Origin of the sequence: Streptomyces diastatochromogenes (genome assembly GCF_002242805.1) — a bacterium.
Taxonomy (GTDB): domain Bacteria; phylum Actinomycetota; class Actinomycetes; order Streptomycetales; family Streptomycetaceae; genus Streptomyces; species Streptomyces diastatochromogenes.
In genome coordinates, this window is the sequence record NZ_MCGQ01000039.1 from 43825 (window position 1) to 68135 (window position 24311).

21 protein-coding genes are annotated in these 24311 nt (G+C 73.7%); 4 read left to right on the plus strand and 17 right to left on the minus strand.

Going from position 1 to position 24311, the window contains the following annotated elements:
* Positions 1 to 173 precede the first annotated feature (173 nt).
* A complete protein-coding gene (locus BEK98_RS36550; protein WP_094221060.1) occupies positions 174 to 3371 on the plus strand; it encodes an SCO5717 family growth-regulating ATPase in 3198 nt (1065 codons plus the stop codon).
* Between the two features lie 102 nt (positions 3372 to 3473).
* On the opposite strand, the gene BEK98_RS36555 is transcribed toward BEK98_RS36550, so the two are convergent.
* The 9 genes from BEK98_RS36555 to rimP form a co-directional block, all read right to left on the minus strand.
* Positions 3474 to 4421, minus strand: a complete 948-nt coding sequence (locus BEK98_RS36555) for a bifunctional riboflavin kinase/FAD synthetase (RefSeq protein WP_094221061.1) — start codon at positions 4419 to 4421, stop codon at positions 3474 to 3476.
* Between the two features lie 131 nt (positions 4422 to 4552).
* Positions 4553 to 8164: a S1 family peptidase gene (locus BEK98_RS36560; RefSeq protein WP_244202125.1), complete on the minus strand. Its 3612-nt coding sequence runs from the start codon at positions 8162 to 8164 to the stop codon at positions 4553 to 4555.
* A 269-nt stretch (positions 8165 to 8433) separates the two neighbouring features.
* The gene (truB, locus tag BEK98_RS36565) at positions 8434 to 9339 is read right to left on the minus strand and encodes a tRNA pseudouridine(55) synthase TruB (RefSeq protein ID WP_094221062.1); all 906 of its coding nucleotides are present in this window, start codon (positions 9337 to 9339) and stop codon (positions 8434 to 8436) included.
* Entirely contained in the window at positions 9336 to 9797 is a 462-nt protein-coding gene (gene rbfA, locus BEK98_RS36570) for a 30S ribosome-binding factor RbfA (RefSeq protein WP_094221063.1), read from the minus strand. The genes truB and rbfA overlap by 4 nt, the downstream gene beginning before the upstream one ends.
* A 38-nt stretch (positions 9798 to 9835) precedes the next feature.
* Entirely contained in the window at positions 9836 to 10129 is a 294-nt protein-coding gene (locus BEK98_RS36575; protein WP_067008837.1) for a DUF503 domain-containing protein, read from the minus strand.
* 211 nt (positions 10130 to 10340) lie between these two features.
* Positions 10341 to 13445 carry a translation initiation factor IF-2 gene (infB, locus tag BEK98_RS36580; protein ID WP_094221064.1) on the minus strand — a complete coding sequence of 1035 codons (3105 nt, stop codon included), beginning with the start codon at positions 13443 to 13445 and terminating at the stop codon, positions 10341 to 10343.
* 166 nt (positions 13446 to 13611) lie between these two features.
* The gene (locus tag BEK98_RS36585) at positions 13612 to 13893 is read right to left on the minus strand and encodes a YlxR family protein (protein WP_094221065.1); all 282 of its coding nucleotides are present in this window, start codon (positions 13891 to 13893) and stop codon (positions 13612 to 13614) included.
* 101 nt (positions 13894 to 13994) lie between these two features.
* Positions 13995 to 14993, minus strand: coding sequence for a transcription termination factor NusA (nusA, locus tag BEK98_RS36590; RefSeq protein WP_094221066.1), 999 nt, complete (start codon positions 14991 to 14993; stop codon positions 13995 to 13997).
* A 2-nt stretch (positions 14994 to 14995) separates the two neighbouring features.
* A complete protein-coding gene (gene rimP / locus BEK98_RS36595) occupies positions 14996 to 15505 on the minus strand; it encodes a ribosome maturation factor RimP (RefSeq protein WP_094221067.1) in 510 nt (169 codons plus the stop codon).
* 230 nt (positions 15506 to 15735) lie between these two features.
* Here rimP and BEK98_RS36600 point away from each other — a divergent pair, with 230 nt between their 5' ends.
* The 3 genes from BEK98_RS36600 to BEK98_RS36610 are packed head-to-tail and all read left to right on the plus strand — an operon-like array spanning position 15736 to position 17692.
* Positions 15736 to 16251, plus strand: coding sequence for a hypothetical protein (locus tag BEK98_RS36600; protein ID WP_094221068.1), 516 nt, complete (start codon positions 15736 to 15738; stop codon positions 16249 to 16251).
* Positions 16248 to 16733 (plus strand): ferritin-like domain-containing protein, encoded by a 486-nt coding sequence (locus BEK98_RS36605; protein ID WP_094221069.1) that lies wholly within the window; start codon positions 16248 to 16250, stop codon positions 16731 to 16733. The genes BEK98_RS36600 and BEK98_RS36605 overlap by 4 nt, the downstream gene beginning before the upstream one ends.
* 50 nt (positions 16734 to 16783) lie before the next feature.
* Complete coding sequence (locus BEK98_RS36610) at positions 16784 to 17692, plus strand: aminoglycoside phosphotransferase family protein (RefSeq protein WP_094221070.1); 909 nt, start codon at positions 16784 to 16786, stop codon at positions 17690 to 17692.
* Here the strand turns inward: BEK98_RS36610 and BEK98_RS36615 are convergent.
* The 8 genes from BEK98_RS36615 to BEK98_RS36650 all read right to left on the minus strand — a co-directional run bounded on the left by BEK98_RS36615 (position 17689) and on the right by BEK98_RS36650 (position 24290).
* Positions 17689 to 17961 (minus strand): ferredoxin, encoded by a 273-nt coding sequence (locus BEK98_RS36615; RefSeq protein ID WP_094221071.1) that lies wholly within the window; start codon positions 17959 to 17961, stop codon positions 17689 to 17691. The two genes, BEK98_RS36610 and BEK98_RS36615, sit on opposite strands and share 4 nt — an antisense overlap.
* 1 nt (position 17962) lies before the next feature.
* On the minus strand, positions 17963 to 19177 hold the full coding sequence (locus BEK98_RS36620; protein ID WP_208643334.1) for an NADH-ubiquinone oxidoreductase-F iron-sulfur binding region domain-containing protein: 1215 nt from the start codon (positions 19175 to 19177) through the stop codon (positions 17963 to 17965).
* Complete coding sequence (locus tag BEK98_RS36625; protein ID WP_094221072.1) at positions 19174 to 19755, minus strand: ferric reductase-like transmembrane domain-containing protein; 582 nt, start codon at positions 19753 to 19755, stop codon at positions 19174 to 19176. The genes BEK98_RS36620 and BEK98_RS36625 overlap by 4 nt, the downstream gene beginning before the upstream one ends.
* Positions 19752 to 20699, minus strand: a complete 948-nt coding sequence (locus BEK98_RS36630) for an FAD:protein FMN transferase (RefSeq protein WP_167444343.1) — start codon at positions 20697 to 20699, stop codon at positions 19752 to 19754. The genes BEK98_RS36625 and BEK98_RS36630 overlap by 4 nt, the downstream gene beginning before the upstream one ends.
* Positions 20696 to 20992: a hypothetical protein gene (locus BEK98_RS48725; RefSeq protein WP_143684206.1), complete on the minus strand. Its 297-nt coding sequence runs from the start codon at positions 20990 to 20992 to the stop codon at positions 20696 to 20698. The genes BEK98_RS36630 and BEK98_RS48725 overlap by 4 nt, the downstream gene beginning before the upstream one ends.
* A gap of 117 nt (positions 20993 to 21109) precedes the next feature.
* Positions 21110 to 22816: a proline--tRNA ligase gene (locus BEK98_RS36640; RefSeq protein ID WP_094221075.1), complete on the minus strand. Its 1707-nt coding sequence runs from the start codon at positions 22814 to 22816 to the stop codon at positions 21110 to 21112.
* Positions 22817 to 22890: 74 nt separating this feature from the next.
* Positions 22891 to 23421 carry a GNAT family N-acetyltransferase gene (locus BEK98_RS51385; RefSeq protein WP_094221076.1) on the minus strand — a complete coding sequence of 177 codons (531 nt, stop codon included), beginning with the start codon at positions 23419 to 23421 and terminating at the stop codon, positions 22891 to 22893.
* A 20-nt stretch (positions 23422 to 23441) separates the two neighbouring features.
* The gene (locus BEK98_RS36650) at positions 23442 to 24290 is read right to left on the minus strand and encodes a GNAT family N-acetyltransferase (RefSeq protein WP_094221077.1); all 849 of its coding nucleotides are present in this window, start codon (positions 24288 to 24290) and stop codon (positions 23442 to 23444) included.
* Between the last annotated feature and the right edge of the window lie 21 nt (positions 24291 to 24311).

Here is a 24311-nt window from a genome sequence, read left to right on the forward strand (position 1 = left end):
GGTTCAGGTGATTAGGCTGGGACCGGGCACGTCGCGGGTTTCCGCGAGCGGGCAGTGCGCGCTCCGCGACAAAAGGGGCCAACTGGCCCAAGGGGGAAGCCCGGCGAATCGTACGACAGGAACGGTCGCCCCCAGGCACGGCATGAGGGTGTTCGACCACACCAGGAGGAACTGTGAACAGCGATCGGGACGGGATCCGCGGGGGTTGGGACACACCCGACGACGACCAGACCGACGCGGAGTCCGGCATCGAGATGACGGGCGAGTTCACGATCGACTACGCGCCGCCCGCCTGGTACACGCAGAACGCGTCGGGTGGTGCGTCCGGTACGCCCGCCGCGGCCCCGGTGCCGCCCCCGCCCGCCACTCCCGCCACGCCTCCGCCGCCGCCGGTCGGCCAGCCCTTCGCGGTTCCCGACGTGCCGCCCGGGAGCGGCTACCAGCCGGCCTGGACGGCGCCGCCCACCCCGGTCGCTCCGCCCGTGGCTCCGGCAGACCCTGTCGCCCCGCCCGCGGCCCCGGTCACCCCTGCCGTCGCGCCCTTGGTGCCGAGCGAGGAGGACAGCGGTGACCTCGTCAGCGGCGCGACCATGCGGATCTCCGCCTCGGCGGTGAAGCGGGAGATCGCGGAGCGGTCGGCCGCGGCAGCCGCTGCCACTGCCGACCAGGCCGGGACCGACGTCGGGACCGGCAGCCAGGCGCACGGCAGTGAACCCTCTGCCGAACAGCCGGACGGTGCTGCCGAGTCGGCGGCGAGCGGAGACGGCGACGGCGGTCCGGAGGCGGATGCTGACGTGGCCGCAGCCGCCGTGGACACGTCCTCCGGTGCGGCCACCACGCACGACGGCGAGGCACAGGACGACGGGGACGCCGCGTCCCAGGACGACTCGGAGACGGACGCCCGCGCGGACGCCTCGGAAGCCGGCCTCCCGGACACCGACGCCGAGCCCGCGCCCGACACCGAGCCCGGTGAAGGCGACACGGCAGGCGCGGACGCCACCCAGCCCGAGGGCGCGTCCCCGGACGCCTCCGCACCGAGCGCGCAGACGCAGGCGCCCGCACCGGAGAACAGCGACGCCCAGGCAGGCGAGGCTCCCGCCGTGAGCGCGGACGCGCAGGCCGACGGACCCGCCGTCGTGAGCGCCGAGGCCGCCCAGGTCCCCGCATCCGCCCCCGCGGGCCCCGACGCCGCACCGGGCGACGCCGGCTCCCCCGCCGCAGCCCCCGAAGCCACACCGGGCCCCCAGCCCGCCTGGGCTCCCCCGCCGGCGCCGCAGGGCAACGTGCCGCCGCTGCCCCCCTCCTACCAGCCCGCCGCCCCGGCCCCGGCCGCGCAGTGGCCCGCGCAGCCGCAGCCGACCGACCCGTCGGCGCCGCAGCCGTACGCCGCCCAGGCGCAGCCGACCGCCGCTCCGGCGCACCCGCCCGTGCCGCCCCAGCAGCAGCCGTTCCACCCGCAGGCACCCCAGCCCGCACCCGCCGCCTGGAACCAGCCCGGCACCCCCACTCCGCCGGCTCCGGCGCCCGCGCAGCCCGCACCGCAGCCCGGCCAGCCCTACGCCCCGCCAACTCCCGGTGTCCCCGCCCCCGCCGCCGGCCAGCCGACGCCCCCCGCACCGGCACCGCAGCCGACCCCGCCGGGCGGTTACGGCTTCCCGCAGCCTCCGGCACCGCAGCCGGCGCCGCCGGGCGGTCCCCACCCGCAGTCCGGCGCGCCCAACCCTCCGGCCCAGCCCGGCGGCTACGGCTTCCCGCAGCCGGGACAGCAGCCGCCCCCGCCCAACGGCCCCAACCCCCAGTCCGGCTACGGCTTCCCGCAGCCCGGCACCCCCAACCCCCCGGCCCAGCCCGGCGGCTACGGCTTCCCCCAGCCGGGACAGCAGCCGCCCCCGCCCAACGGCCCCAACCCCCAGTCCGGCTACGGCTTCCCGCAGCCCGAGGCGCCCATCCCCCCGGCCCAGCCCGGCGGTTACGGCTTCCCGCAGCCGGGGCAGCAGCCTCAGCCCCCGCAGAACCCCGAGTCCGCCGCGGGTGCCCCGCAGCCGGCCGCCGACCCCCGTGCCGGTGCCGCCTGGCCGCAGCCCATCCAGCACGACCAGCGGCAGATGACCAACCCGGGTGCGGCGCCGCTGGGTTACACCGCGGCCGTGGAGCTGTCCTCGGACCGGCTGCTCAACAACAAGAAGCAGAAGGCGAAGAGCGGCCGGCCCGCGGCCGCCTCGTCCCGCTTCAAGCTGGGCGGCAAGAAGGAGGAGGCCGAGCGGCAGCGCAAGCTGGAGCTGATCCGCACGCCGGTGCTGTCCTGCTACCGGATCGCGGTGATCAGCCTCAAGGGCGGTGTCGGCAAGACGACGACCACCACCGCCCTCGGCTCCACCCTCGCCATCGAGCGGCAGGACAAGATCCTCGCCATCGACGCGAACCCGGACGCCGGCACGCTCGGCCGACGGGTGCGCCGGGAGACCGGTGCGACCATCCGCGACCTGGTCCAGGCGATCCCGTACCTCAACTCGTACATGGACATCCGCCGGTTCACGTCCCAGGCCTCCTCCGGCCTGGAGATCATCGCCAACGACGTGGACCCGGCCGTGTCGACCACGTTCAACGACGAGGACTACCGGCGCGCCATCGACGTGCTCGGCAAGCAGTACCCGGTGATCCTCACCGACTCGGGCACGGGTCTGCTGTACAGCGCGATGCGCGGGGTGCTCGACCTCGCCGACCAGCTCATCATCATCTCGACGCCGTCCGTGGACGGTGCGAGCAGCGCCAGTACGACGCTGGACTGGCTGTCCGCGCACGGCTACGCCGACCTGGTCTCCCGCTCCATCACCGTGATCTCCGGGGTCCGCGAGACCGGCAAGATGATCAAGGTCGAGGACATCGTGGGGCACTTCGAGACGCGCTGCCGCGGTGTCGTCGTGGTGCCGTTCGACGAGCACCTGGCCGCCGGTGCCGAGGTCGACCTCGACATGATGCGACCCAAGGTGCGGGAGGCGTACTTCAACCTCGCCGCCATGGTCGCCGAGGACTTCGTACGCCACCAGCAGTCGCACGGGCTGTGGACCAGCAACGGCAACCCGCCGCCGGTGGCCGCCCCGCCGATGCCGGGCCAGCCGATGCCGGGCCAGCCTGTCCCGGGCCAGCAGTACCCCGGCCAGCCGTACCCGCAGCAGCCGGGACAGCCCTACCCGCCGCAACAGGGGCAGCCCTACCCGCCGCAGCAGCCGGGCCAGCCGTACCCGCAGGCCGCCCCCGGCCAGCCGTACCCGCCGCAGCAGGGACAGCCGCCCCAGCCCGATCTGTACGGCTACCCGCAGCCCCCGCAGGGCGGGCAGCCTCCGCAGGCTCCGCCGCCGCCCCAGCAGTAGGACGGCACGACGAAGGGCGGCCGGTGCTCACCGCACCGGCCGCCCTTTCGTGTCGTAGCGAAGTCGAAGAGAAGCGAAGCCGAGGAGAAGCGAAGCGAAGGCCTACGCTTCCGCCGCCACGATCTCCCGGCAGCGCTTCACGTCCTCGGCCATCTGCTCCAGCAGGGCCTCCAGCGACTCGAACTTCGCCTGGCCGCGGACGTAGGCGAGGAAGTCGACGGCGACGTGCAGGCCGTACAGGTCGAGGCCGACGCGGTCGATGGCGTACGCCTCCACCGTGCGCTCGGTGCCGTCGAACTGCGGGTTGGTGCCGACGGAGATCGCGGCCGGCATGACCTCGCCCTGCGCGTGCAGATAGCCGGCGTACACGCCGTCGGCGGGGATCGCGGTGTGCGGGAGCGTCTCGACGTTGGCCGTGGGGAAGCCCAGCTCGCGGCCGCGCTGGGCGCCGCGGACCACCACGCCCTCCACCCGGTGCGGGCGGCCCAGGATCTCCCGGGCACCGGCCACGTCGCCCTCGGCGACCAGGCGCCGGGTCAGGGTCGAGGAGAACGGCTCGCCGCCGCCCGCCTCACCGGTGACGTACAGGTCCACGACCTCGACCTCGAAGTCGTAGATCTTGCCCTGCTCGGTGAGGAACTCCACGTTGCCGGCCGCCTTGTGGCCGAAGCGGAAGTTCGGGCCCTCGACGACCGCCCGGGCGTGCAGCTTGTCGACCAGCACCTTGACGACGAACTCGGCCGGCGACAGCTTCGAGAACTCGGTGGTGAAGGGGAGGATGAGGCACGCGTCGACGCCCAGCTCCGCCATCAGCTCGGCGCGGCGGTGGTGCGGGGCGAGCAGGGGCGGGTGGCTGCCGGGGCGGACGACCTCGCTGGGGTGCGGGTCGAACGTGACGACGACGGCCGGGACGCCCAGCTCGCGGGCGCGGTCGACGGCGTGCTTGATGATCAGCTGATGGCCGCGGTGAACGCCGTCGTAGGAACCGATGGTGACGACGCTGCGCCCCCAGTCCTGGGGGATGTCCTCCAAGCCACGCCAGCGCTGCACTGTGACCGCTCCTCGAACCCGTGTCCGTGTCTACCGTTGACCTCTTGTGCAGGTCTAAGGGTGCCATGCCGGGTGCCCCGGCCCGGCATCGGCATGGGGGCTGTGACCGGGCGCACGTTCGCGGCGGCCGGTCAGGCCGGTACGCGCACCCCGGCCAGGTTCTCGATCACGCGGCGGGTGCTGGGGCCCACCACCGCGGCCCAGTCCTGAGGGGCCTCGCCCAGCCAGCGGGCCATCCGGGCGGCGAAGCCGGGCACGTGCCGGGCCAGGACGACCAGGCCCCAGTCGAACCGGGTCGCGCCGTCGGGGGTGCGGACGAGGAGCAGGCCGGTGCGGTGGACCAGGGCGCGCAGCTCCGCGTCGCGGCCCTCGCCGTGCGGGGCCGCCGCCTGCAGGACGGCGTCCAGGACGTCCGGCTCGTGCTCGTGGGCGAGCAGGAAGTCCAGCAGTTCGCGGCGCAGGGGGCCGGAGGCGGGGGTGCCGGGGGCGGCGAGCACGGTGGCGAGGGCCGCCCGGACCCCCACAGGGCCGCCGTCGAGGAGGCCGGTGACCAGGGGCAGCAGGACGGGGCGGGCGGCGGGGCCGTGGTCGAGGCGGCGGTCGACGTACGCGGCCACGTGTCCGGCGGTCTCCGGCCGCAGCGCCGCGGCCTCCCGGACGAGGGCGGCGACCCGGCCGGCCAGGGCCGGCGTGGTGACGTCGGCGAGGGTGCGGAGCGTCTCCCCGGCGTCAGGGGCGCCGCGCAGGCGGGCGCGGAAGGCCTCGAGGACGGGCTCGGTGTGGCTGGTCAGGGCCGGGACCAGGGCGGCGGGCGGGAACTGCGGGTCGCCTTCGGCGAAGTGGCGCAGGGCCTCGGCGAGATTCCGGTCGCGGGTGTCCGGGTCGCGCACCAGGAGGGCGAGGGCGCCGCCGTGCAGGGTGCGGTCGGCGGGGCGGGCGAGCAGGGCGAGGGCGGCGTAGCGCAGCAGTTCACGGTCGGCCGCCGAGCGGACGTGGGGGGCCGCGCGCAGCCCGTACGCCACCGCGGCGACCCGGCGGGCGGGGCGCTCGTCGTGCGCCCAGCGGTCGACGGCCCGGCAGAGCGCCGAGGGCTCGTCCTCGGCGAGGACGGCGAGCAGCTCGTCGGCCCTGCGGTGCGCGCTCTCCACGAGCACCTCGGTGAGGTCGTCCAGGGCCCCGTGCCGGTGGGTGTGCAGCAGGGCCTGCGCGGCGGTCGCCACGGTGGCGTGCGGCGTCGCGGGCAACGGCCGCTCGTCGTCGAACCAGCGGGTGAGATGCGGCTGTACGACAGCGGGCTCGGCGCCGAGCAGCCGGGCCACGGCGTCCAGGTGGCGCTCACCCCCGGCGACGGACCCCGGGTTCGACGCTTCCCCGTCCGCCAGGACCAGCACCCGCAGCAGTGCGAAGCGCTCCGCATCAGGGAGGGGCAGCGCGGTCCAGAAGGCGGGGCCGAAGTCGGACGGTACGGGGCGTCGGGCCAGGCGCCAGCCGACGATGCGGTCGGCGAGGAGGCGGAGTACGTCGGTGTACGGCGTCGCGTCCGGGAGCTGGAGGAGGGTGTGGGCGAGCAGCCGGGCGGCCCACCAGGAGGTGGGGTCCAGGTCCAGGGCGTCCACCAACTCCCGTAGCTGGTGGGAGAGTTGATGGGGGCCCTGCTGGCGGCCGAGGAGGAGCATGGCCTGGACGACGGGGCCGATCCGGTGGTGCGGGACGGGGAGCGGGTGCGCTTCCTGCGGGGTGCGGGGGCGGTGGACCAGGGCGTGCAGGGCCTCGTCCAGGTCGAGGTGCATGCCCTGGATCCAGTCGGCCAGCTCCTCGTACGCGAAGCGGTAGCCGCTGCCGGCCGGGACCAGCAGGCCTTCGGTGAGGACGGCGGAGGCCCAGCCGGAGCCGCCGCCGAGCCGGGCCGGGGCGGGCCCCCAGGGGAACACCGCCTCGAAGGAGGCCCGGTCCAGCTCGCCCTGGCCGGGGCCGAGGCTGCACCGGGCGGCCTCGTGCACCTGCCCGGCCACCCGGGCCGCGAGCCGCCGTACGGCCGTGCCGCGCAGCCCGTTCTCGGCGGCGAGGCGGACCGCGATGCGCAGGCACATCAGGTCGAGGTGGGCGGCGAAGACCTCGTGCCGGTCGAGCGGCCCGGTGGGCGGGACGTCCGGGAGGGCGGCACGGACCTCGGAGAGGAGGCGCAGGGTGAGCGGGTGCCGGGCGTCGCGGTCGGTGAGGGCGCCGTCGGGGATGCCGTAGCGGGCCCGGGCCCGGCGGGCCTCGTCCTCGGTGAGGTCGGCGAGCCGTACGCAGGCGGGCCAAGGGAGCCGGTCCGCCGGGAACTCGGCCGCGGCGCGCTCCCAGTACTCCTCCCGGCAGGCCACCACCAGCCGCGCCCCGGTCTCCCGCAGCCACGCGGCCGTCCCCTTGGTCCACTCGGGCAGCCGGTGTACGAGTACGGGGGGCATCTCCTCCGGGCCGTCGAGCAGGAGCAGCAGCGGGCGGCCGGCCCGCCCGGCGAGGCGGGCAAGGCGCTCGGGGCTGAGGTCACCGAGGTCGGCGGGGTGCACGCAGCGGGAGGCGGCCACGATCCGGGCGGCGCGCTGGAGGGTGCGGCGGGCCGCGTCGGCCACGGAGTCGTCGGCGTCCCTCAGGTCGGCGCCGCGCAGCCACAGCGTGGGCGCGGGCCGCTCGGCCCGGCCCCGACGGGCGGTGAGGGCCGCGAGTTCCGTGGTACGACCGCTGCCCGGGGCGCCGACCAGACCGAGCACGGCACGGTCGGGTTCACCGTCGGCGAAGTCGGACAACTCCCGTGCCACGTCGGCGCGTTCGACCGGTTGCAGGCGGCCGGGGCCGGCGGTGCCGACGTGCCCGGCGAGGGCGCCGGGCGGGCCGTCCTGGCCCACCGAGGTGGCGGTCAGCTCCAGGGCGCCGGCCAGGTTCAGGTCGGCGCCGTAGGCGGGCACGGTGGCCGCGTTGCGGGCGAGCAGCTCGGCCAGCGGGCCGTCGGCGGGCCGGAGCGGTACCGCGAAGCAGGCGTCGCGCTGGGCGGAGTGCAGAGGGGAGGGCGCGGTGGAGTGCAGGGCCGTGCCGAGGACGCCGAGGACGGCGCCGGTCCGCGCGTCCAGCACCGGTCCCCCGCAGGCGCCGCCGCCGAGCCGGAGCGCGTCCCGGCCCGCCGTGCCGATGGCCAGCTCCAGGGCGTCCTCGACGAGGTGGAAGCGGTCGGTGGCGGTGTACGTCACCTGGGTGGCGGCCAGCACCCGTGCCTCGCGCCAGCAGCCCGCGGCGATCCGGACGTAGGTGCCGGCCTCGACGCGCTCCCGGACGGTCAGCGGCAGGGGGTCCACATCCAGGCCCTCGGTGCGGACCAGGGCCAGGCCGAGCGCGGGCAGCGGGGTGACGTCGGCGGCGTCGACCACCAGGGTGCGGTCCGTGGCGGTGTGCACGACCAGTCGGGCGAGTCCGTCGACGACCTCGTGGCTGGTGAGGAGGGTGCCGTGATGGTCGGCCAGGAAGCCGACGCCGCGGGGGCGGCCGGCCAGGTCGCGGATCCGGACGAGGACGTCTGTGCGAGCCGGATCGTCGGCACGGTCCGTGCGCGGACCGTCGGCACAGTCCGTGCCGTCCCTACGGCGCTCGTCGTGGCCCCTACGGCTCTCGTCCTGGTCCCCGCGGCTCTCGTCCCGGTCCCTGCGGCTCTCGTCCGGGACCCGGCCGAAGACGCCGGTACGGTTCGCATCGCCGACCCGACCTGCCATGGCCGTACCTCCCCGCCCGTACACGTGCCCTCGCGATCGACGGTAGGGGCGTGGTGATCAGCGGGACAGCACGCGGGGTGAAAGCGCCCCCTTCCGCTCCCCCGCTTCACTCCGAGCGCCTGCCCGGTCGGGTGAATAGGCGGGGGCGGCTGGATACACCCTAGGGGTGGGGGAACCGAGGGGGGACCGTGGAGCGGCGGCAAGGGCAGTACCCCGTGGCCGCCGCTCCACGGGCTGGTACCCGTGGAGCCGCGCGGTCCGGACGCCGGTCAGCCGAAGACGGCCAGGCTCTTCGCCTTGCCCTTGTGCTCCTCGACCAGCGCGAGGAAGCGGCCCTCGGGGTCGAAGACGGCGACGGGGCCGGCGCCCGCGTACGTCTCGGGCATCTCCAGCCGGACGCCGTTGAGGAGCAGCCGGGCGCGCTTGGCGTCCACGTCCCAGCGTCGGAACGCGGCCGCGGCGGCCTCGGCGATCGGCATGACGGTCAGCTCCGCCTGGAGCTGGTCCAGCGTCTTCGCGGAGTCGATCTTGTACGGCCCGACGCGGGTGCGGCGCAGCGCGGTGAGGTGGCCGCCGACGCCCAGGTCGGCGCCGAGGTCGCGGGCGAGGGCGCGGATGTAGGTACCGGACGAGCAGACCACCGAGACCACCAGGTCGAGCACGGCGGTGCCGTCCTCGGCGACGGCGTCCCGGACGTCGTACACCGTGAAGGAGGAGACGCGCACCGGCCGGGCGGGGATCTCGAAGTCCTCGCCCTCGCGGGCCCGCTTGTACGACCGTACGCCGTCGATCTTGATGGCGCTGACCTTGGACGGCACCTGCATGATGTCGCCGGTCAGCTTGGCGATGCCGGCGTCGATGGCGTCCCGGGTCACCTTGGACGCGTCGGTGGAGGAGGTGATGTCCCCCTCGGCGTCGTCGGTGACGGTGTTCTGGCCGAGCCGGATGGTGCCCAGGTACTCCTTCTCGGTGAGGGCGAGGTGCCCGAGGAGCTTGGTGGCGCGCTCCACACCGAGGACGAGGACGCCGGTGGCCATCGGGTCGAGGGTGCCGGCGTGGCCGACGCGGCGCGTGCGTGCGATGCCGCGCATCTTGGCGACCACGTCGTGCGAAGTGAAGCCCGACGGCTTGTCGACGATGACAAGGCCGTCGGGCGTGGTGTGCTTCTGGGTCATTCCGCGGCGTCGCCGTCCGTCTCGGCGCTCTCGTCCTCGGCCGGCTTGCGGTACGGGTCCGCGCCGGCCGCGTAGGACGCGCCCGCGGAGGCCTCGCGGACCTTCGCGTCGGACTGCCGTGCCTTGTCGAGGAGGTCCTCGATGGTCCGGGCGGTGTCGGGGAGGGCGTCCGCGACGAAGGTGAGGGTCGGCGTGAACTTCACGCCGGCCGCGCGGCCGACCTCGGAGCGCAGGATGCCCTTGGCGCTCTCCAGGCCGGCGGCCGCGGCCGTCCGCTCCTCGTCGTCCCCGTAGACCGTGTAGAAGACGGTCGCCTCCCGCAGGTCACCCGTGACCCGGGTGTCCGTGATGGTGACGTGCGAGCCGAGCCGCGGGTCCTTGATCCCGCGCTGCAGCTTCTGGGCCACCACCTCCCGGATGAGGTCCGCCAGCCTTTTCGCCCGCGCGTTGTCGGCCACTGGTCCGTCTCCCGTTCTTTCTTCTTCTCGTTCTGTGGTCAGTCGTCGTCGCCGTGGAAGCGCCGTCGCACGGACAGCAGTTCCACTTCGGGGCGGCCGGCGACCAGCCGTTCGCACCGGTCCAGTACGTCGGTGAGGTGCGCCGCGTCGCCGGAGACCATGGCCAGGCCGATGATCGCTCGCCGGTGGAGGTCCATGTGGTCCACCTCGGCCGCGCTCACGGCGTACTTCCGCTGGAGTTCGGCGACGATCGGGCGGACGACGGAGCGCTTCTCCTTCAGCGAGTGGACGTCGCCGAGGAGGAGGTCGAAGGACAGAGTCCCCACGTACATGTGTGTAGCCGGTTCACCCGCCGGTACGGGATCGATGGCCCCGGACCCGTGCGGGCCGGGGACATCAAGAACGGTACCCCGTTCCTGCCGGAGGCTCGACGGGGTTTTACCGCACCCTGGGCTGCGGCTCCCGCCCGGGGGCGGAGCCCCCAGGAACGGCCTGCTGGCCGACAGGACCGGAGTCCCGTCGGCCAGCAGCGAACCGTAGGCGTTACGCCCGCGGCTTCTCCCGCATCTCGTACGTCGCGATGACGTCGTCGACCTTGATGTCGTTGAAGTTTCCGAGGTTGATACCACCCTCGTAGCCTTCGCGGATCTCGGTGACGTCGTCCTTGAAGCGACGCAGACCCTCGATGTTGAGGTTCTCGGCGATGACCTTGCCGTCGCGGACCAGGCGCGCCTTGGTGTTGCGCTTGACCTCGCCGGACCGGATGAGGACACCGGCGATGTTGCCCAGCTTGGACGACTTGAAGACCTCGCGGATCTCCGCCGTACCGAGCTCGACCTCTTCGTACTCCGGCTTGAGCATGCCCTTGAGGGCCGCCTCGATCTCCTCGATCGCCTGGTAGATGACCGAGTAGTACCGGACGTCCACACCCTCGCGCTCGGCCATCTGCGCCGCGCGGCCGGCCGCACGGACGTTGAAGCCGATCACGATGGCGTCGGAGCCCATCGCCAGGTCGATGTCCGACTCCGTGACCGCACCGACGCCGCGGTGCAGGACGCGGATGTCGACCTCTTCGCCGACGTCCAGCTGGAGCAGGGAGGACTCGAGCGCCTCGACGGAACCAGAAGCGTCACCCTTGATGATGAGGTTGAGCTGCTGGACCTCGCCGGCCTTGAGCACCTTGTCCAGGTCCTCGAGGGAGACGCGGCGCGTGCGCTTGGCGAACGCGGCGTTGCGCTCACGGGCGGCGCGCTTCTCGGCGATCTGACGGGCCGTACGGTCCTCGTCCACCACCAGGAAGTTGTCGCCCGCACCCGGGACGTTGGTCAGGCCCAGGACCTGGACCGGCGTCGACGGGCCGGCCTCGGCGACGTTGTTGCCGTTGTCGTCGAGCATGGCGCGCACGCGACCGTAGGCGTCGCCCACGACCATCGTGTCGCCGACCCGCAGCGTGCCTCGCTGGACGAGGACCGTCGCCACGGCACCACGGCCGCGGTCGAGACGGGACTCGATCGAGATGCCCTGCGCGTCCTGGGCCGGGTTGGCCCGCAGGTCGAGCGAGGCGTCGGCCGTGAGGACCACGGCCTCCAGCAGCGAGTCGATGTGCAGACCCTGCTTGGCGGAGATGTCGACGAACATGGTGTCGCCGCCGTACTCCTCGGCCACCAGGCCGTACTCGGTCAGCTGACCGCGCACCTTGGTCGGGTCGGCGCCCTCGACGTCGATCTTGTTGACCGCGACGACGATCGGGACGTCGGCCGCCTTGGCGTGGTTGAGCGCCTCGACCGTCTGCGGCATGACGCCGTCGTTGGCCGCGACGACCAGGATCGCGATGTCGGTCGACTTCGCACCACGGGCACGCATGGCGGTGAACGCCTCGTGACCCGGGGTGTCGATGAAGGTGATCTTGCGCTCTTCGTCGTTGACCTCGGTCGAGACCTGGTAGGCACCGATGTGCTGGGTGATGCCGCCGGCCTCGCCCGCGATGACGTTCGTCTTGCGGATGGCGTCGAGCAGTCGGGTCTTACCGTGGTCGACGTGACCCATGACGGTGACGACCGGCGGACGGACCACCAGGTCCTCCTCGTCGCCCTCGTCCTCGCCGAACTCGATGTCGAAGGACTCGAGCAGCTCGCGGTCCTCCTCCTCGGGGCTGACGATCTGAACCAGGTAGTTCATCTCGCCCGCGAGGAGCTGCAGCGTCTCGTCGGAGACGGACTGCGTGGCCGTGACCATCTCGCCGAGGTTCATCATGACCGCGACGAGGGACGCCGGGTTGGCGTTGATCTTCTCCGCGAAGTCGGTGAGCGACGCGCCGCGGGAGAGACGGATGGTCTCGCCGTTGCCGCGCGGCAGCATCACGCCGCCGACGCTCGGGGCCTGCATGGCCTCGTACTCCTGGCGCCTCTGCCGCTTCGACTTGCGACCACGACGCGCGGGACCACCGGGACGACCGAAGGCGCCCTGCGTGCCACCACGGCCACCGGGACCACCGGGACGACCACCGAAGCCGGGACGGCCACCGCCGCCGGTACCGGCGCCAGGACCACCACCGGGACGACCGGCGAAGCCGCCGCCACCGCCACCGGGACCACCGGGACGACCGGCGAAGCCGCCACCGCCGCCACCCGGACGACCGGCGAAGCCGCCGCCACCCGGACGACCGCCGCCGCCACCACCGGGACGACCGCCGCCACCGGGACCGCGGCCGCCGGGACCACCGCCACCGGGACGCGGGCCGGCAGCGGGACGCTGCGGCATCATGCCCGGGTTAGGACGCGGACCGGCCGGGCCGGGACGCGGACCACCCTGCGGACGGGGCATACCGGCGGGCGACGGACGGGCACCGCCCGGAGCCTGCGGACGCGGACCGCCGCCCTGGGCACCGGGGCCCTGCGGACGGGGACCGGCGCCGGGGGCACCGGGGCCACCGTGGCCGCCGGGACGGGGTCCGCCCTGCGGGCGCGGAGCCTGCGGACGGGCCATGCCGGTGGAGCCACCGGAGGTGAAGGGGTTGTTACCCGGACGCGGACCGGCCGGACGGGCACCGGGACGCGGAGCCTGGCCACCGGGGCGCGGGGCACCCTGACCCGGACGGGCCTGGCCCTGACCGGGAGCCGACGGACGGCCACCGGGACGCGGCGCGCCCGGACGGGCGCCGCCGGGACGCTGACCCTGCGGGGCCGGAGCCTGCGGGGCCTGCGCGGCCGGAGCCTGTGCGGCCGGAGCGGCCGGCGGAGCGGTGAACTCCGGGGCGGCCGGAGCCGGACGCGGCGCGGGCTTCGGACCCGGACGCGGGCCCGGGGCCGGCGAGGGGGTCAGAGGGGCCGACGGAGTCGTGGCCGCCGCCGGAGCAGCGGGCTGCGGAGCCGTCGGAGGCTTGGGGGCCGCCGGCCTCGGAGCAGCCGGACGGGCCGCCTGCGCCGGAGAGGGCGCGGCGGGCTTGGGGGCGGCCTTGCGCGGGGCGGGCTTGCCGGCGGACTTGCCGGAGCCACCCTGGAAGGCGTCGGTCAGCTTGCGTACGACAGGCGCTTCGATAGTCGAAGACGCCGAACGGACGAATTCACCGAGTTCCTGGAGCTTGGCCATGACGACCTTGCTCTCAACACCGAACTCCTTGGCGAGTTCGTAGACCCGGACCTTAGCCACTTCGCTCCTTTGAGGTCCGGGGAAGCCGGACCGTCGCTAGTTCATGGGCGTACTCATCGCGTACTCATCGAGTGCTCATCGCAATCTCGACCTGCTTTCGACTCGCGAGGTGTACCAGGCCGTACAGGAGGATCCGTACGGCTCGCTTTCTTACTGTGTTGCCTGCTCAGCAACTGTCTGACTGCTCGACGTACCGGCGCAACGCCTTTATGTCGAGCGGCCCCGGGACGCGCAGCGCCCGTGGGAACGCCCGGCGGCGTACCGCCTGGTCGAGACAGACCAGGTCGGGGTGTACATAGGCACCCCGGCCGGGCAGCGTACCGCGAGGATCGGGAACGCACTGTTCCTGATCCGCCACGATGCGCAGCAGATCGTCCTTGGCCGCTCGCTGCCTGCACCCCACACAGGTGCGTTCAGGGCATGCGCGGGCACGCGTCCGGCCAGACACTCCTAAGTCTACCTCCCCGTACCGACCTCACCCCTTCGGGGGAAAAGTCGAACAGTTGCCTGCTGCAGGCTGTCGTGATCTCAGCGGCGTGCGGCCGAGATCTATTCCCCGGCGGGCTCCCCGGCCTGCTCGGTGTCCGGACGGATGTCGATCCGCCAGCCGGTGAGCCGGGCCGCGAGCCGGGCGTTCTGCCCTTCCTTGCCGATCGCCAGCGACAGCTGGTAGTCCGGCACGGTCACCCGGGCGGAGCGGGAGGCGAGGTCCACGACCTCCACCTTGCTCACCCGGGCGGGTGACAGCGCGTTCGCCACCATCTCGGCCGGGTCGTCCGACCAGTCGACGATGTCGATCTTCTCGCCGTTCAGCTCGCCCATCACGTTGCGCACCCGGCCGCCCATGGGGCCGATGCAGGCACCCTTGGCGTTCAGGCCCGAACGGGTGGACCGTACGGCGATCTTGGTGCGGTGGCCGGCCTCACGGGCGATGGCCGCGATCTCGACCGACCCGTCGGCGATCTCCGGCACCTCCAGGGCGAAGAGTTTCTTCACCAGATTGGGATGTGTACGGGAGAGGGTCACGGACGGGCCGCGCACACCCTTGGCCACCCGGACGACGTACGAGCGCAGCCGCATGCCGTGCTGGTACGACTCACCGGGCACCTGCTCCTGCACCGGCAGGATGGCTTCCAGCTTGCCGATGTCCACGAGCACGTTCTTCGGGTCGCGGCCCTGCTGGACCACTCCGGTGACGATGTCGCCCTCGCGCCCCGCGTACTCGCCGAGCGTGGCGTCGTCCTCGGCGTCCCGCAGCCGCTGCAGGATCACCTGCTTGGCGGTGGTGGCGGCGATCCGCCCGAAGCCCGACGGGGTGTCGTCGAACTCGCGCGGCTCCTGCCCCTCCTCCAGGTCCTCGGGATCCTCCTTCGCCCACACGGTCACGTGCCCGGTCTCCCGGTTGAGCTCCACGCGCGCGTGCCGGCGGCTTCCCTCGGTGCGGTGGTACGCGATGAGGAGGGCCGACTCGATCGCCTCGACCAGCAGGTCGAAGGAGATCTCCTTCTCCCGAACCAAGCCCCGCAGGGCGCTCATGTCGATGTCCACGGCTACGCCTCCTCCTCTTCCTTCATGTCCTTCTTGTCCTTGCGGTTGAACTCGACCTGAACGCGCGCCTTGGCGATCTCCGGGAAGCCGAGCCGGCGGGCGGTCGCCTTGCGGCCCTTCACCCCGGGCACCTCGACGTCGATGCCCTCGTCGTCGACCGTGAGGATCCGCGCGACCAGTTCGCCGTCCTCGGCCAGCTGGAACTTCACGAGGCGGTCCACGGCACGCACATAGTGGCGGTGCTCGGTGAGGAGGCGCTCGGCGCCGGGGGTCCCGACTTCCAGGTCGTAGGCGTCGTCGCCCATCGCGTTGGTCTCGTCGAGCTTCGCCGAGAGCGCGCGGCTCACATCGGCGATCTGGTCCAGGTCGGCTCCGGTGTCGGAGTCGACGGTCACGCGCAGCACCCTCTTGCGTCCGACGGAGTCCACGGCAATCTCTTCGAGATCCAGCCCCTGGGAGGTGACGAGCGGTTCCAGCAGCTCTCGCAGCCTCTCGCTCTGGGTGGTGCTCATCCGGGTGACTCCTCGGCCGCGTGTGCTGTTGTGGGATGGGTCGCGTGTCTGGTCAAAGGGTATCCGGTCGAGGGGAGTGTTGCCGTCCACCTGTGTACGCGCGGTGCCGGTGAGTGGTGTGCGCGGGGCGCGCGGGTACCGTGATCACGGGCGTGCCGCCCGTCGCTGTTCTTCCTTTCGTATTTCTTCCTTCTTCTTCCTTTCGTACGAGTTCCCCGAGGACGTCTGCAGTGCCGTACCCTCCGCCGCCGCGCACCCCCTCGGGGCCGCGCAGAAGATCCCTGTTCGCGTCGGCCGCCGCGGCCGCCCTGCTGGTGGGCTGCTCGGCCGATCCGGACTCCGGGGGCGGCGACACCCCCTCGGCGACCGAACGGGCACGCGCGCGTGCGGCCGAGGACAGCGCGGGGCTGCTGGAGCGCTACGACGCCGTGCTCGCCGCCCATCCGGCGCTGGCCGAGCGGCTGCGCCCGCTGCGCGCGGAGGTGGCGGCGCACGCGCAGGCGTTCGGGGGCGCCGGGGCCACGGCCACCAAGTCCCCCTCCCCCACGGCCTCCACGGCGACTCCCCCGGCCGTGCCGGCCGCCGAGAAGGACGCCCTCGCCGATCTCGCCGCCGCCGAGCGCGGCCTCGCCGACCGGCGGACCGAGGCCCTGCTGGACGTGCCGGGCGAACTGGCCCGGCTGATGGCGTCGGTGGCGGCGGCCGGGGCGGCCCACGCGTACCTGCTGACCGAGGGGGCCAAGTGACCGACGAGACCCAGAAGGCCGAGCTGACCGCGCTGCAGGCGGCACTGGGCGCGGAGCACGCGGCGGTGTACGGGTACGGCGTCGTCGGCGGGCGGATCGACCAGCGGCGCCGGGCACAGGCGCGGGCGGCGTACGACGCGCATCGCGCCCGCCGTGACGCGCTGGTGCGCGAGGTACGCGATCTGGGCGGTGTGCCGGTGGCCGCGAGCGCCGCGTACGCGCTGCCGTTCCAGGTGCCGGACGCGGCCGCAGCGGTGCGGCTGGCCGCCCAGTTGGAGGAGCGGGTGGCCGGGGTGTACTCGGACCTGGTGCGGGCGGCGACCGGCGCGCGGCGTGGCTCGGCAGCCGCGGCGCTGCGCGAGGCGGCGGTGCGGGCGGTGGGCTGGAGCGGGGAGAGCGTAGCCTTCCCTGGGCTCGCCGAGCGGGCCGGTGACGACGCAGGTGCGGCCGGCCCCCGTACCTCGGCGTCCCCGACGACGTGATCGTGTAGCCGCCCGTACGGCAGGCCCAGGAGGAAGGGAACAACTCGCGCATGGCTTTCGAACCGCCCCAGCGGCTGGTGCGGGCGCTCGGTGAGACGGCGCCGGCCGGGGACGACTGGCTGGCGCGGCTGCCCGGGACGGCCGAGCGGGCGGTCGCCCGGCGCGAGTTGGCCGTGGAGCGGGTCCAGGTGCCCGGCGGGCGCAGCAGCCTGGTGGTGCTGGTCCGGCGGGCGGACGACAGCCCGGCGGTACTGAAGCTGGCCCCGGCCCGGGCCCGTCCCGAGAGCGAGCGGGCCGCGCTGGCGCACTGGGCCGGCCTGGGCGCCGTACAGCTCCTGGAGACGGATGCCGAGGACGCCGCCGAGGGGGTGCTGCTGCTGGAGCGGCTGCACCCGGACGTGTCGGTGCGGTCGCTGCCGGAGGCGAAGGCGCTGCTGGAGGCGGCGGGGACGCTGCGGCGGCTGTGGGTGGAGCCGCCGGGTGGCCACGCCTTCGAGACGGTGGCCGAGCGGACGGGGCGGCAGGCGGAGGCGATGCGGGCGACTGCGTCCGCCTTGGCCGAAGTGGCGGAGTTGGTCGACGCCGCGTTGGCCGCACGCGCGGAGTTGTCGGCGGCGCCGCCCGAGGATCGGCTGCTGCATGGGACCTTTCGGCAGAGCAAGGTACTTGCCGGGGAGCGGATGCCTTGGCTGGCCGTGGGGCCCGATCCGGTGGTTGGTGAGTGTGCCTTTGATCTGGCGCGGTTGGTTCGGGATCGGGTGGAGGACCTCATTGCCTCGCCGTCGGGGGCGGCCACGACGCGGCGGCGCGTGAAGCGGTTGGCCGAGTCGCTGGATGTGGATCAGGAGCGGCTGCGGGGGTGGACGTTGTTCCGGGCCGTGGAGTCGGGGGTTCGGGCGCTGCGGGTGGGGCGGCCGAAGGATGCGGAGTTGTTGCTGGAGTTCGCGGGTTGGCTCTAGGGGCGGTGCAGGCGCTCTGTCATCCGCGGGCCGGTGGGGGCTGATCGCGCAGTTCCCCGCGCCCCTTCGTGACTCGTCCCCAGTTTGAAAGCGAGCACTGGACAATCCGACGCTGCCCTGCGGGCCCGTTTCACCGCGCGAGCCGGTAGCGGAGTGCCGTCGACGAGTGGGTAGCCCCACTCGTCCAGCGTGATGTGTTCCGGTAGGAGTTCGGCGCACAAGCCGTGGCCCTCGCAGGCTGTCCAGTCGATGTCGATTCGCTGGTCCATGTCAGGTCTCCTGGGGAACGGGCAGCAAGGGTGTCGGGTCGGTCGCGGTGCACAAGCCCCGTGCGTGGGCGTCGAGTTCGGGCGCGAACGTGGTCAGTGCGCTGCGGACCAGGCGGATCGTGCCGTCGGGGTGGTGGCAGGCGCCGCGGCCCTGTGTCAGGCCCGTCCAGCGGGTGATGTCGTCGCGGGTGGCGCCCTGGGGGCCGGGCTCGGCCAGGGTGCGGAAGGCGGCGGCGATGCGGGGGAGGCCGTTGAGGCAGGGGCCGCACTGGCCGGCCGACTGGAGGGCCAGGTAGCGCAGGACGCGGGCGGTCTCGGTGAGGCCGCAGCGGTCGACGGGGAGGGCGGCCAGGACTCCGGCGCCCAAGGTGCTGGCATCGAGGGGGAGTTGGGCTGCCTGGGGGGTCGGGATCCAGGTGCCGTGGTAGCCGCCGACGAGGACGGCCGCTGTGTCGTTCAGGGGCAGCAGCCGGGACAGTGGCATGCCGAACGGGGCCTCCACCACCCGGACTTCATGGCCGGGTACGTGCAGGGTGCACAGCGCGCTGCCCGGCTGGGCCGGTGTGCCGGCGGCGCGGAACCAGTCGGCGCCGTAGCGGGCGATCAGCGCGAGGTGGGCCAGGGTCTCGACGTTCTGGACCAGGGTCGGCGCCCGGCGCACTCCGCGCTCGCGGACCGGCGGGTCGGGGTGCGCGGGCAGGGCGGGGCCGCCGGAGACGTACCGGGCGAGGGCCGAGGCCTGTCCGGCGAGGAACCGGCGGGGCAGTCGTACGACGGTCACGGGCAGCGGGTCGTGCCGCTCGGCGAGCGCGGCCTCCAGCCAGGAGGCGCCGTCCTCGACCGCGAGATGCGCCTCCTCCGCGCCGAGCGCAGAGGCCGCCACCTGGAGCCCGTCCAGGACGAGGTGCGGGGACAGTCTCAGCAGGGTGCGGTCCTTGTGGCTCGCGGGTTCGCTCTCCGCGCCGTTGGCCACGACCACGGGCGCCCGCCCGGTGCGCCGGGCCGCGTCGGCGACCGCCACGAACTTGCGGTACGCCGGGAACGCCGCTCCCCCGCGCCCGGTGAGCCCGGACTCGGCGAGGGTGCGCAGCAGCCCGGCGGGGTCGCCGTACGCGAGGGGGCCGTAGCGCCGCACGTGGGTGGTGTGGTCGGCCGGGGTGGCGCCGGGGGCGAGCAGCCGCGGGGACATGTGGAGGTCGGGGAAGGTCGCGGTCACGGGCGGGCTCCTTCGGCCGTGCGGAGAAGGGCGGCGGGGGTGCGGCGGGCGGCTCGGGCGGAGTGCGCCACGCGGATGCCGAGGGCTGCGAGGACGGCGGCCGCACAGCAGACCGTCAGCCACGTCATCCAGTCGGTGCCGGTGTCCGTGCCGATGCCGAGGCCGTGGGCCAGGGCGACGGGCCAGGAGGCGTACGCCAGCCAGTGGACGGCACGCCAGGCGCGCTGTCCGACGCGCTCGCGGAGCAGACTGGTGATCAGGACCGCGAGCATCAGGTCCACGGCGACCGTGCCGAGGCCGAGCCACAGGGGCTGGTAGTCGGAGACGAAGGGGACGAGGACGTCGAGGGCGCCGATGTTCACATAGCCGTCAATCACCGCGACACCGATGTGCAGCGCCAGGAAGGCCGTGGCGGACAGCGAGAGCGTGCGGTGCAGCGAGACGGTGCCGAAGCGGGGCAGGCCGGGGAGTCTGGTCCTCAGGCGGACGGCGATGCCGAGCAGGACGACCAGGGTGAACAGCGCGAGGCAGACGGCGCCCGTGGCCCGGTTGGCGTACCAGAGGGTCTCGGAGGTCATGCGGCGACCTCCGCACGAGCCGACGTCGGCCACCCCGGTGTCGTGAGGATGAGCCCGTCCTGCCGCACCAGCCGGGCCGGCAGCCCGAGCCGGGTCAGCCAGCGCGGCGCCCCCTCCCCCTTCACCAGCGCCGCCGTGCTCGCCGCGTTCGCGTCCGCGCAGGTCGCAGCGGACACGGAGACCGTGCGCCAGGGGGTGCGGACGGGCAGTCCGGTGCGCGGGTCGACGATGTGGTGGAGGTCGTGGCCGCCGCGGCGCCAGCGGCGGGCGGTGGTGCCGGAGGTGGCGAGGCCGCCGTGGCGCAGGGCGACGGTGTCGTACGAGCCCTGCGCGGGCGGTGGGCCGACCGGTCCCGTGACGTCCTGCACGCGGAGCTGCCAGCCGTCGGCCGGTACCTCGCCCGCGACGGCGGTGTCGCCGCCCAGGCTCACCAGCACCCCGCAGCCCGCCGCACGGGCCAGGGTGGCCGCGGCCCGGTCGGCGGCCCACGCCTTGGCCGTGGCGCCCAGGTCGAGGCGGACGCCCTCGGGGACGGTGACGGTGCCGGTCGCGCGGTCCAGGCGCACCCGGCGCCAGCCGGGGACCCGGCGCAGGCGCAGGGCCACCGGGCGGTCGTCCTCGCCGACCAGGGTGAAGTCGCGGTCGTAGCCGATCGCATCGAGTGCCGAGCCGACCGTGGGATCCACGGCACCGTCCGTGGCCTCGGCGGCGCGCAGGGCCACGGCCAGGGCCTCGGCGAGCAGCGGGCTGACCCGGGTCGGGCGGCCGGCGGCGGTGTCGAGGGCGGTCAGCTCGGAGTCGTCCCGGAAGCGGCTGCACGCCGCGTCGACCTCGGCGAGGTGGCGGGCCAGGAGCAGGTTGCAGGAGTCCAGCAGGGCCGGGTCGGTGACGACCAGGCGGACGGTGGTGCCGAGGGCACGCCAGTCGGCGGCGGCGGTTCTCACGATGCCCCCGAGGTGGCGTCGGTGGATCCGCCGGAGGAGGAGGCGAGACCGTCCGAGGACTGCAGGCTCGCGGAGTCGTCGGAGCTGCCGCTCGTACCGGTGTTGGTGCTCGTGCCGGCGCTGGTGCTGGTGCTGCTGCTGGTGCCGGCCGCCGTGTCGGTGGCCGAGTGCATCGTGCCGATCAGGGCGAACATCCCGGCGGCCGCCGACAGCGTGACCGCCGCCGCGACGGTCGCCGTCCGCCGGGCCCCTCTGCGGACCGCTGCCGCGGCACCCCGTTCCCTGGTCTCCATGACCGTTCCCCTCCCGTGGTGATCGTGACGCTGTGTCACGTCCTACGGTCGGGGAACGGCCTGAGAGAACCCTGTGCGGCGCCTATAGGCCCCGGGAGAACTCTCTGAGGGTTTCCTTTACTGCGCGGTGAGGCGGGCGATCGCGTCCTCGACGGACAGCTCCTCGCGCTCACCGCTCTTGCGGTCCTTCAGCTCCAGCACGCCCTCGCCGGAGCGGCGGCCGGCCACCAGGATCTGCGGTACGCCGATCAGCTCGGCGTCGGTGAACTTCACGCCCGGGGAGACCCCGGCCCGGTCGTCCACCAGGACCCGGACGCCCGCGGCGGCCAGCTTCTCGGCGACGTCGAGCGCCAGCTCGGTCTGCAGGGCCTTGCCGGCGGCGACGACGTGCACGTCGGCCGGGGCGACCTCCTTGGGCCAGCACAGGCCGTGCTCGTCGGCGGTCTGCTCGGCGAGCGCGGCGACGGCGCGGGAGACGCCGATGCCGTAGGAGCCCATGGTGACGCGGACCGGCTTGCCGTTCTGGCCGAGGACGTCGAGCTTGAGGGCGTCGGCGTACTTGCGGCCCAGCTGGAAGATGTGGCCGATCTCGATGGCACGGTCCAGCTTCAGGCCGGTGCCGCACTTGGGGCAGGGGTCGCCCTCCTGCACCACGACGACGTCCACGTACGCGTCGACCTCGAAGTCACGGCCGGCGACGACGTTCTTCGCGTGCGTGTTGTCCTTGTTGGCGCCGGTGATCCAGGCGGTGCCGGGGGCCACGCGCGGGTCGGCGATGTACGTGACCTTCTCGCCCAGGCCCTGCGGGCCGACGTAGCCGCGCACCAGGTCGGGGCGGCCCGCGAAGTCCCCCTCGGTGACCATCTCGACGACCGCCGGGGCGAAGTGCGCCTCGACCTTGCCCAGGTCGACCTCGCGGTCGCCGGGCACGCCGACGGCGACGATCTCGCCGTCCACCTTGACCAGCAGGTTCTTCAGCGTGGCGGAGGCCGGGACGCCGAGGGAGGCGGCCAGGGTCTCGATGGTCGGGGTGTCGGGGGTGGGGATCTCCTCCAGCGCGGGCACGGCCGAGCCGTCCACCGGCTTGAGCTCGTAGGAGACCGCCTCGGTGTTCGCGGCGAAGTCGCAGTTCGGGCAGTCGGCGAAGGTGTCCTCGCCGGCCTCGGCCGGGGCGAGGAACTCCTCGGACTTGGAGCCGCCCATGGCGCCGGCGGTGGCGGCGACGATGCGGTAGTCGAGGCCGAGGCGCTCGAAGGTGCGCCGGTAGGCCTCGCGGTGCAGGGCGTAGGACCGGGCGAGGCCCTCGTCCTCCGTGTCGAAGGAGTACGAGTCCTTCATCAGGAACTCGCGGCCGCGCAGGATGCCGGCGCGGGGACGGGCCTCGTCACGGAACTTGGTCTGGATCTGGTACAGGATCACCGGCAGGTCCTTGTAGGACGTGCACTGGTCCTTGACCAGGAGGGTGAAGATCTCCTCGTGGGTCGGGCCGAGGAGGTAGTCACCGCCCTTGCGGTCCTTGAGCCGGAACAGCTCCTGGCCGTACTCGTCCCAGCGGCCGGTCGCCTCGTAGGGCTCGCGGGGCAGCAGGGCGGGGAGCGACACCTCCTGGGCGCCGATGGCGTCCATCTCCTCGCGGACGACCCGCTCCACGTTGGCCAGGACCTTCTTGCCGAGGGGCAGCCAGGACCAGATGCCGGCGGCGGTGCGGCGGACGTAGCCGGCGCGGACGAGGAGCTTGTGGCTGAGGACCTCGGCGTCCGCCGGGTCGTCGCGCAGCGTCTTCGCCATCAACTGGGACATGCGCTGGACCGGTGCGTTCGCCATGGTTCTCGTACTCCTGCCGGGTAAGGGTTCTGGCATAGGAGGTTAGCCGGGCTGGCTGTTCCGGTGGAAATCGGTTAGCGCCGACGCAGGGGCAGGGGGGCGCCCATCACGGCGTACGGCTTCGGGGCGCTCGGGAAGTGGACCTGCCGGGCGAGGTCGACGTAGCCGAGGGAGTGGTAGAGGCCGCGGGCCGGGCTGTCGGTGTCGATCGCGGAGAGGATCGAGCGGGGTTCGGCGGCGCCGTCGGTGATGGTGGTGATCAGACGGCGGCCGATGCCGCGGTTCTGGTGGGCGGGGTGGACGTGCAGCTCGGTGATGACGAAGGAGTCGTCCAGCCAGAAGTCGTTGTGCTGGGCGCGGAGGTAGGGCTCCACGACCGTGGACCACCAGTGGGTACGGGAGTTGGGCATGCCGTAGACGAATCCGACGAGCTGTCCGCCGGTGGTCGCGCCGAGGGCTCGGGCACCCGGGTACTGCATGTGGCGCTGGACGATCTGGCGGCGTACGGCGACTTCGTCCGGTTCGAGTCCGAAAGCCACGGCTTGGACGGCGAGGGCCTCGTCCACGTGGGCTGCGAGGTCCAGGGGGCCGATCACGAGGTCCATGCGGGGAGGGTACAGGTGGCTCAGAAGAGCACGCTCATGAAGGCTCCCACCTCTTGGAAGCCCACCCTGCGGTACGTCCTTCTCGCCGCCGTGTTGAAGTCGTTGACGTAGAGGCTGACCACCGGGGCCACGTCCGCCAGGGCGTAGCGCAGGACCGCTGCCATGCCGGGCGCCGCGAGGCCCCTGCCGCGGTACTCCGGTGCCACCCACACGCCCTGGATCTGGCAGGCCTGGTTCGTCGCAGCGCCGATCTCCGCCTTGAAGACGACCTTGCCGTGCTCGTCGAGGCGGGCGAAGGAGCGGCCGGAGCCGACCAGTTCGGCGACCCGGGCCTGGTAGAGCAGGCCGCCGTCGCCGGCCATGGGCGAGACGCCGACCTCCTCGGTGAACATCGCCACGCACGCCGGCATGATCGTCTCCATCTCGTCCTTGCGGATGCGACGGACGTAGGGATCCGGGGCGATGTCGGCGGGCATGCGGTCGGTGACCATCAGGGGCTGGTGGGCGCGGACCTCGCGGGCCGGGCCCCAGTGCGGTTCCAGCAGGCGCCACAGCTGGGCGGTGGCTTCGGCGGGCCCGACGATGGAGGAGCAGCGGCGGCCGGCCCTGCGGGCGCGGTCCGCGAAGGCGCGGACGGCGCGCGGGGAGGCGCAGATCGGGACCAGGTTGGCGCCCGCGTAGCACAGGGACGTGAGCATGCCGTCCTCGTACCAGCCCCACATCTCGCCGCCGAGGCGCCAGGGGTCGAGCCCGGCGATCTGCACCCGGGACGTCACGAAGGCGTTCGCGACCGGCTCGCGGTCGAGGACGGCGAGCGCGGCGTCCAGGTCACTCGGTTCGAGCACCCGAGAGGTGGTCTGGGTCAACACGTACGGGGCCTCACCCTGGGG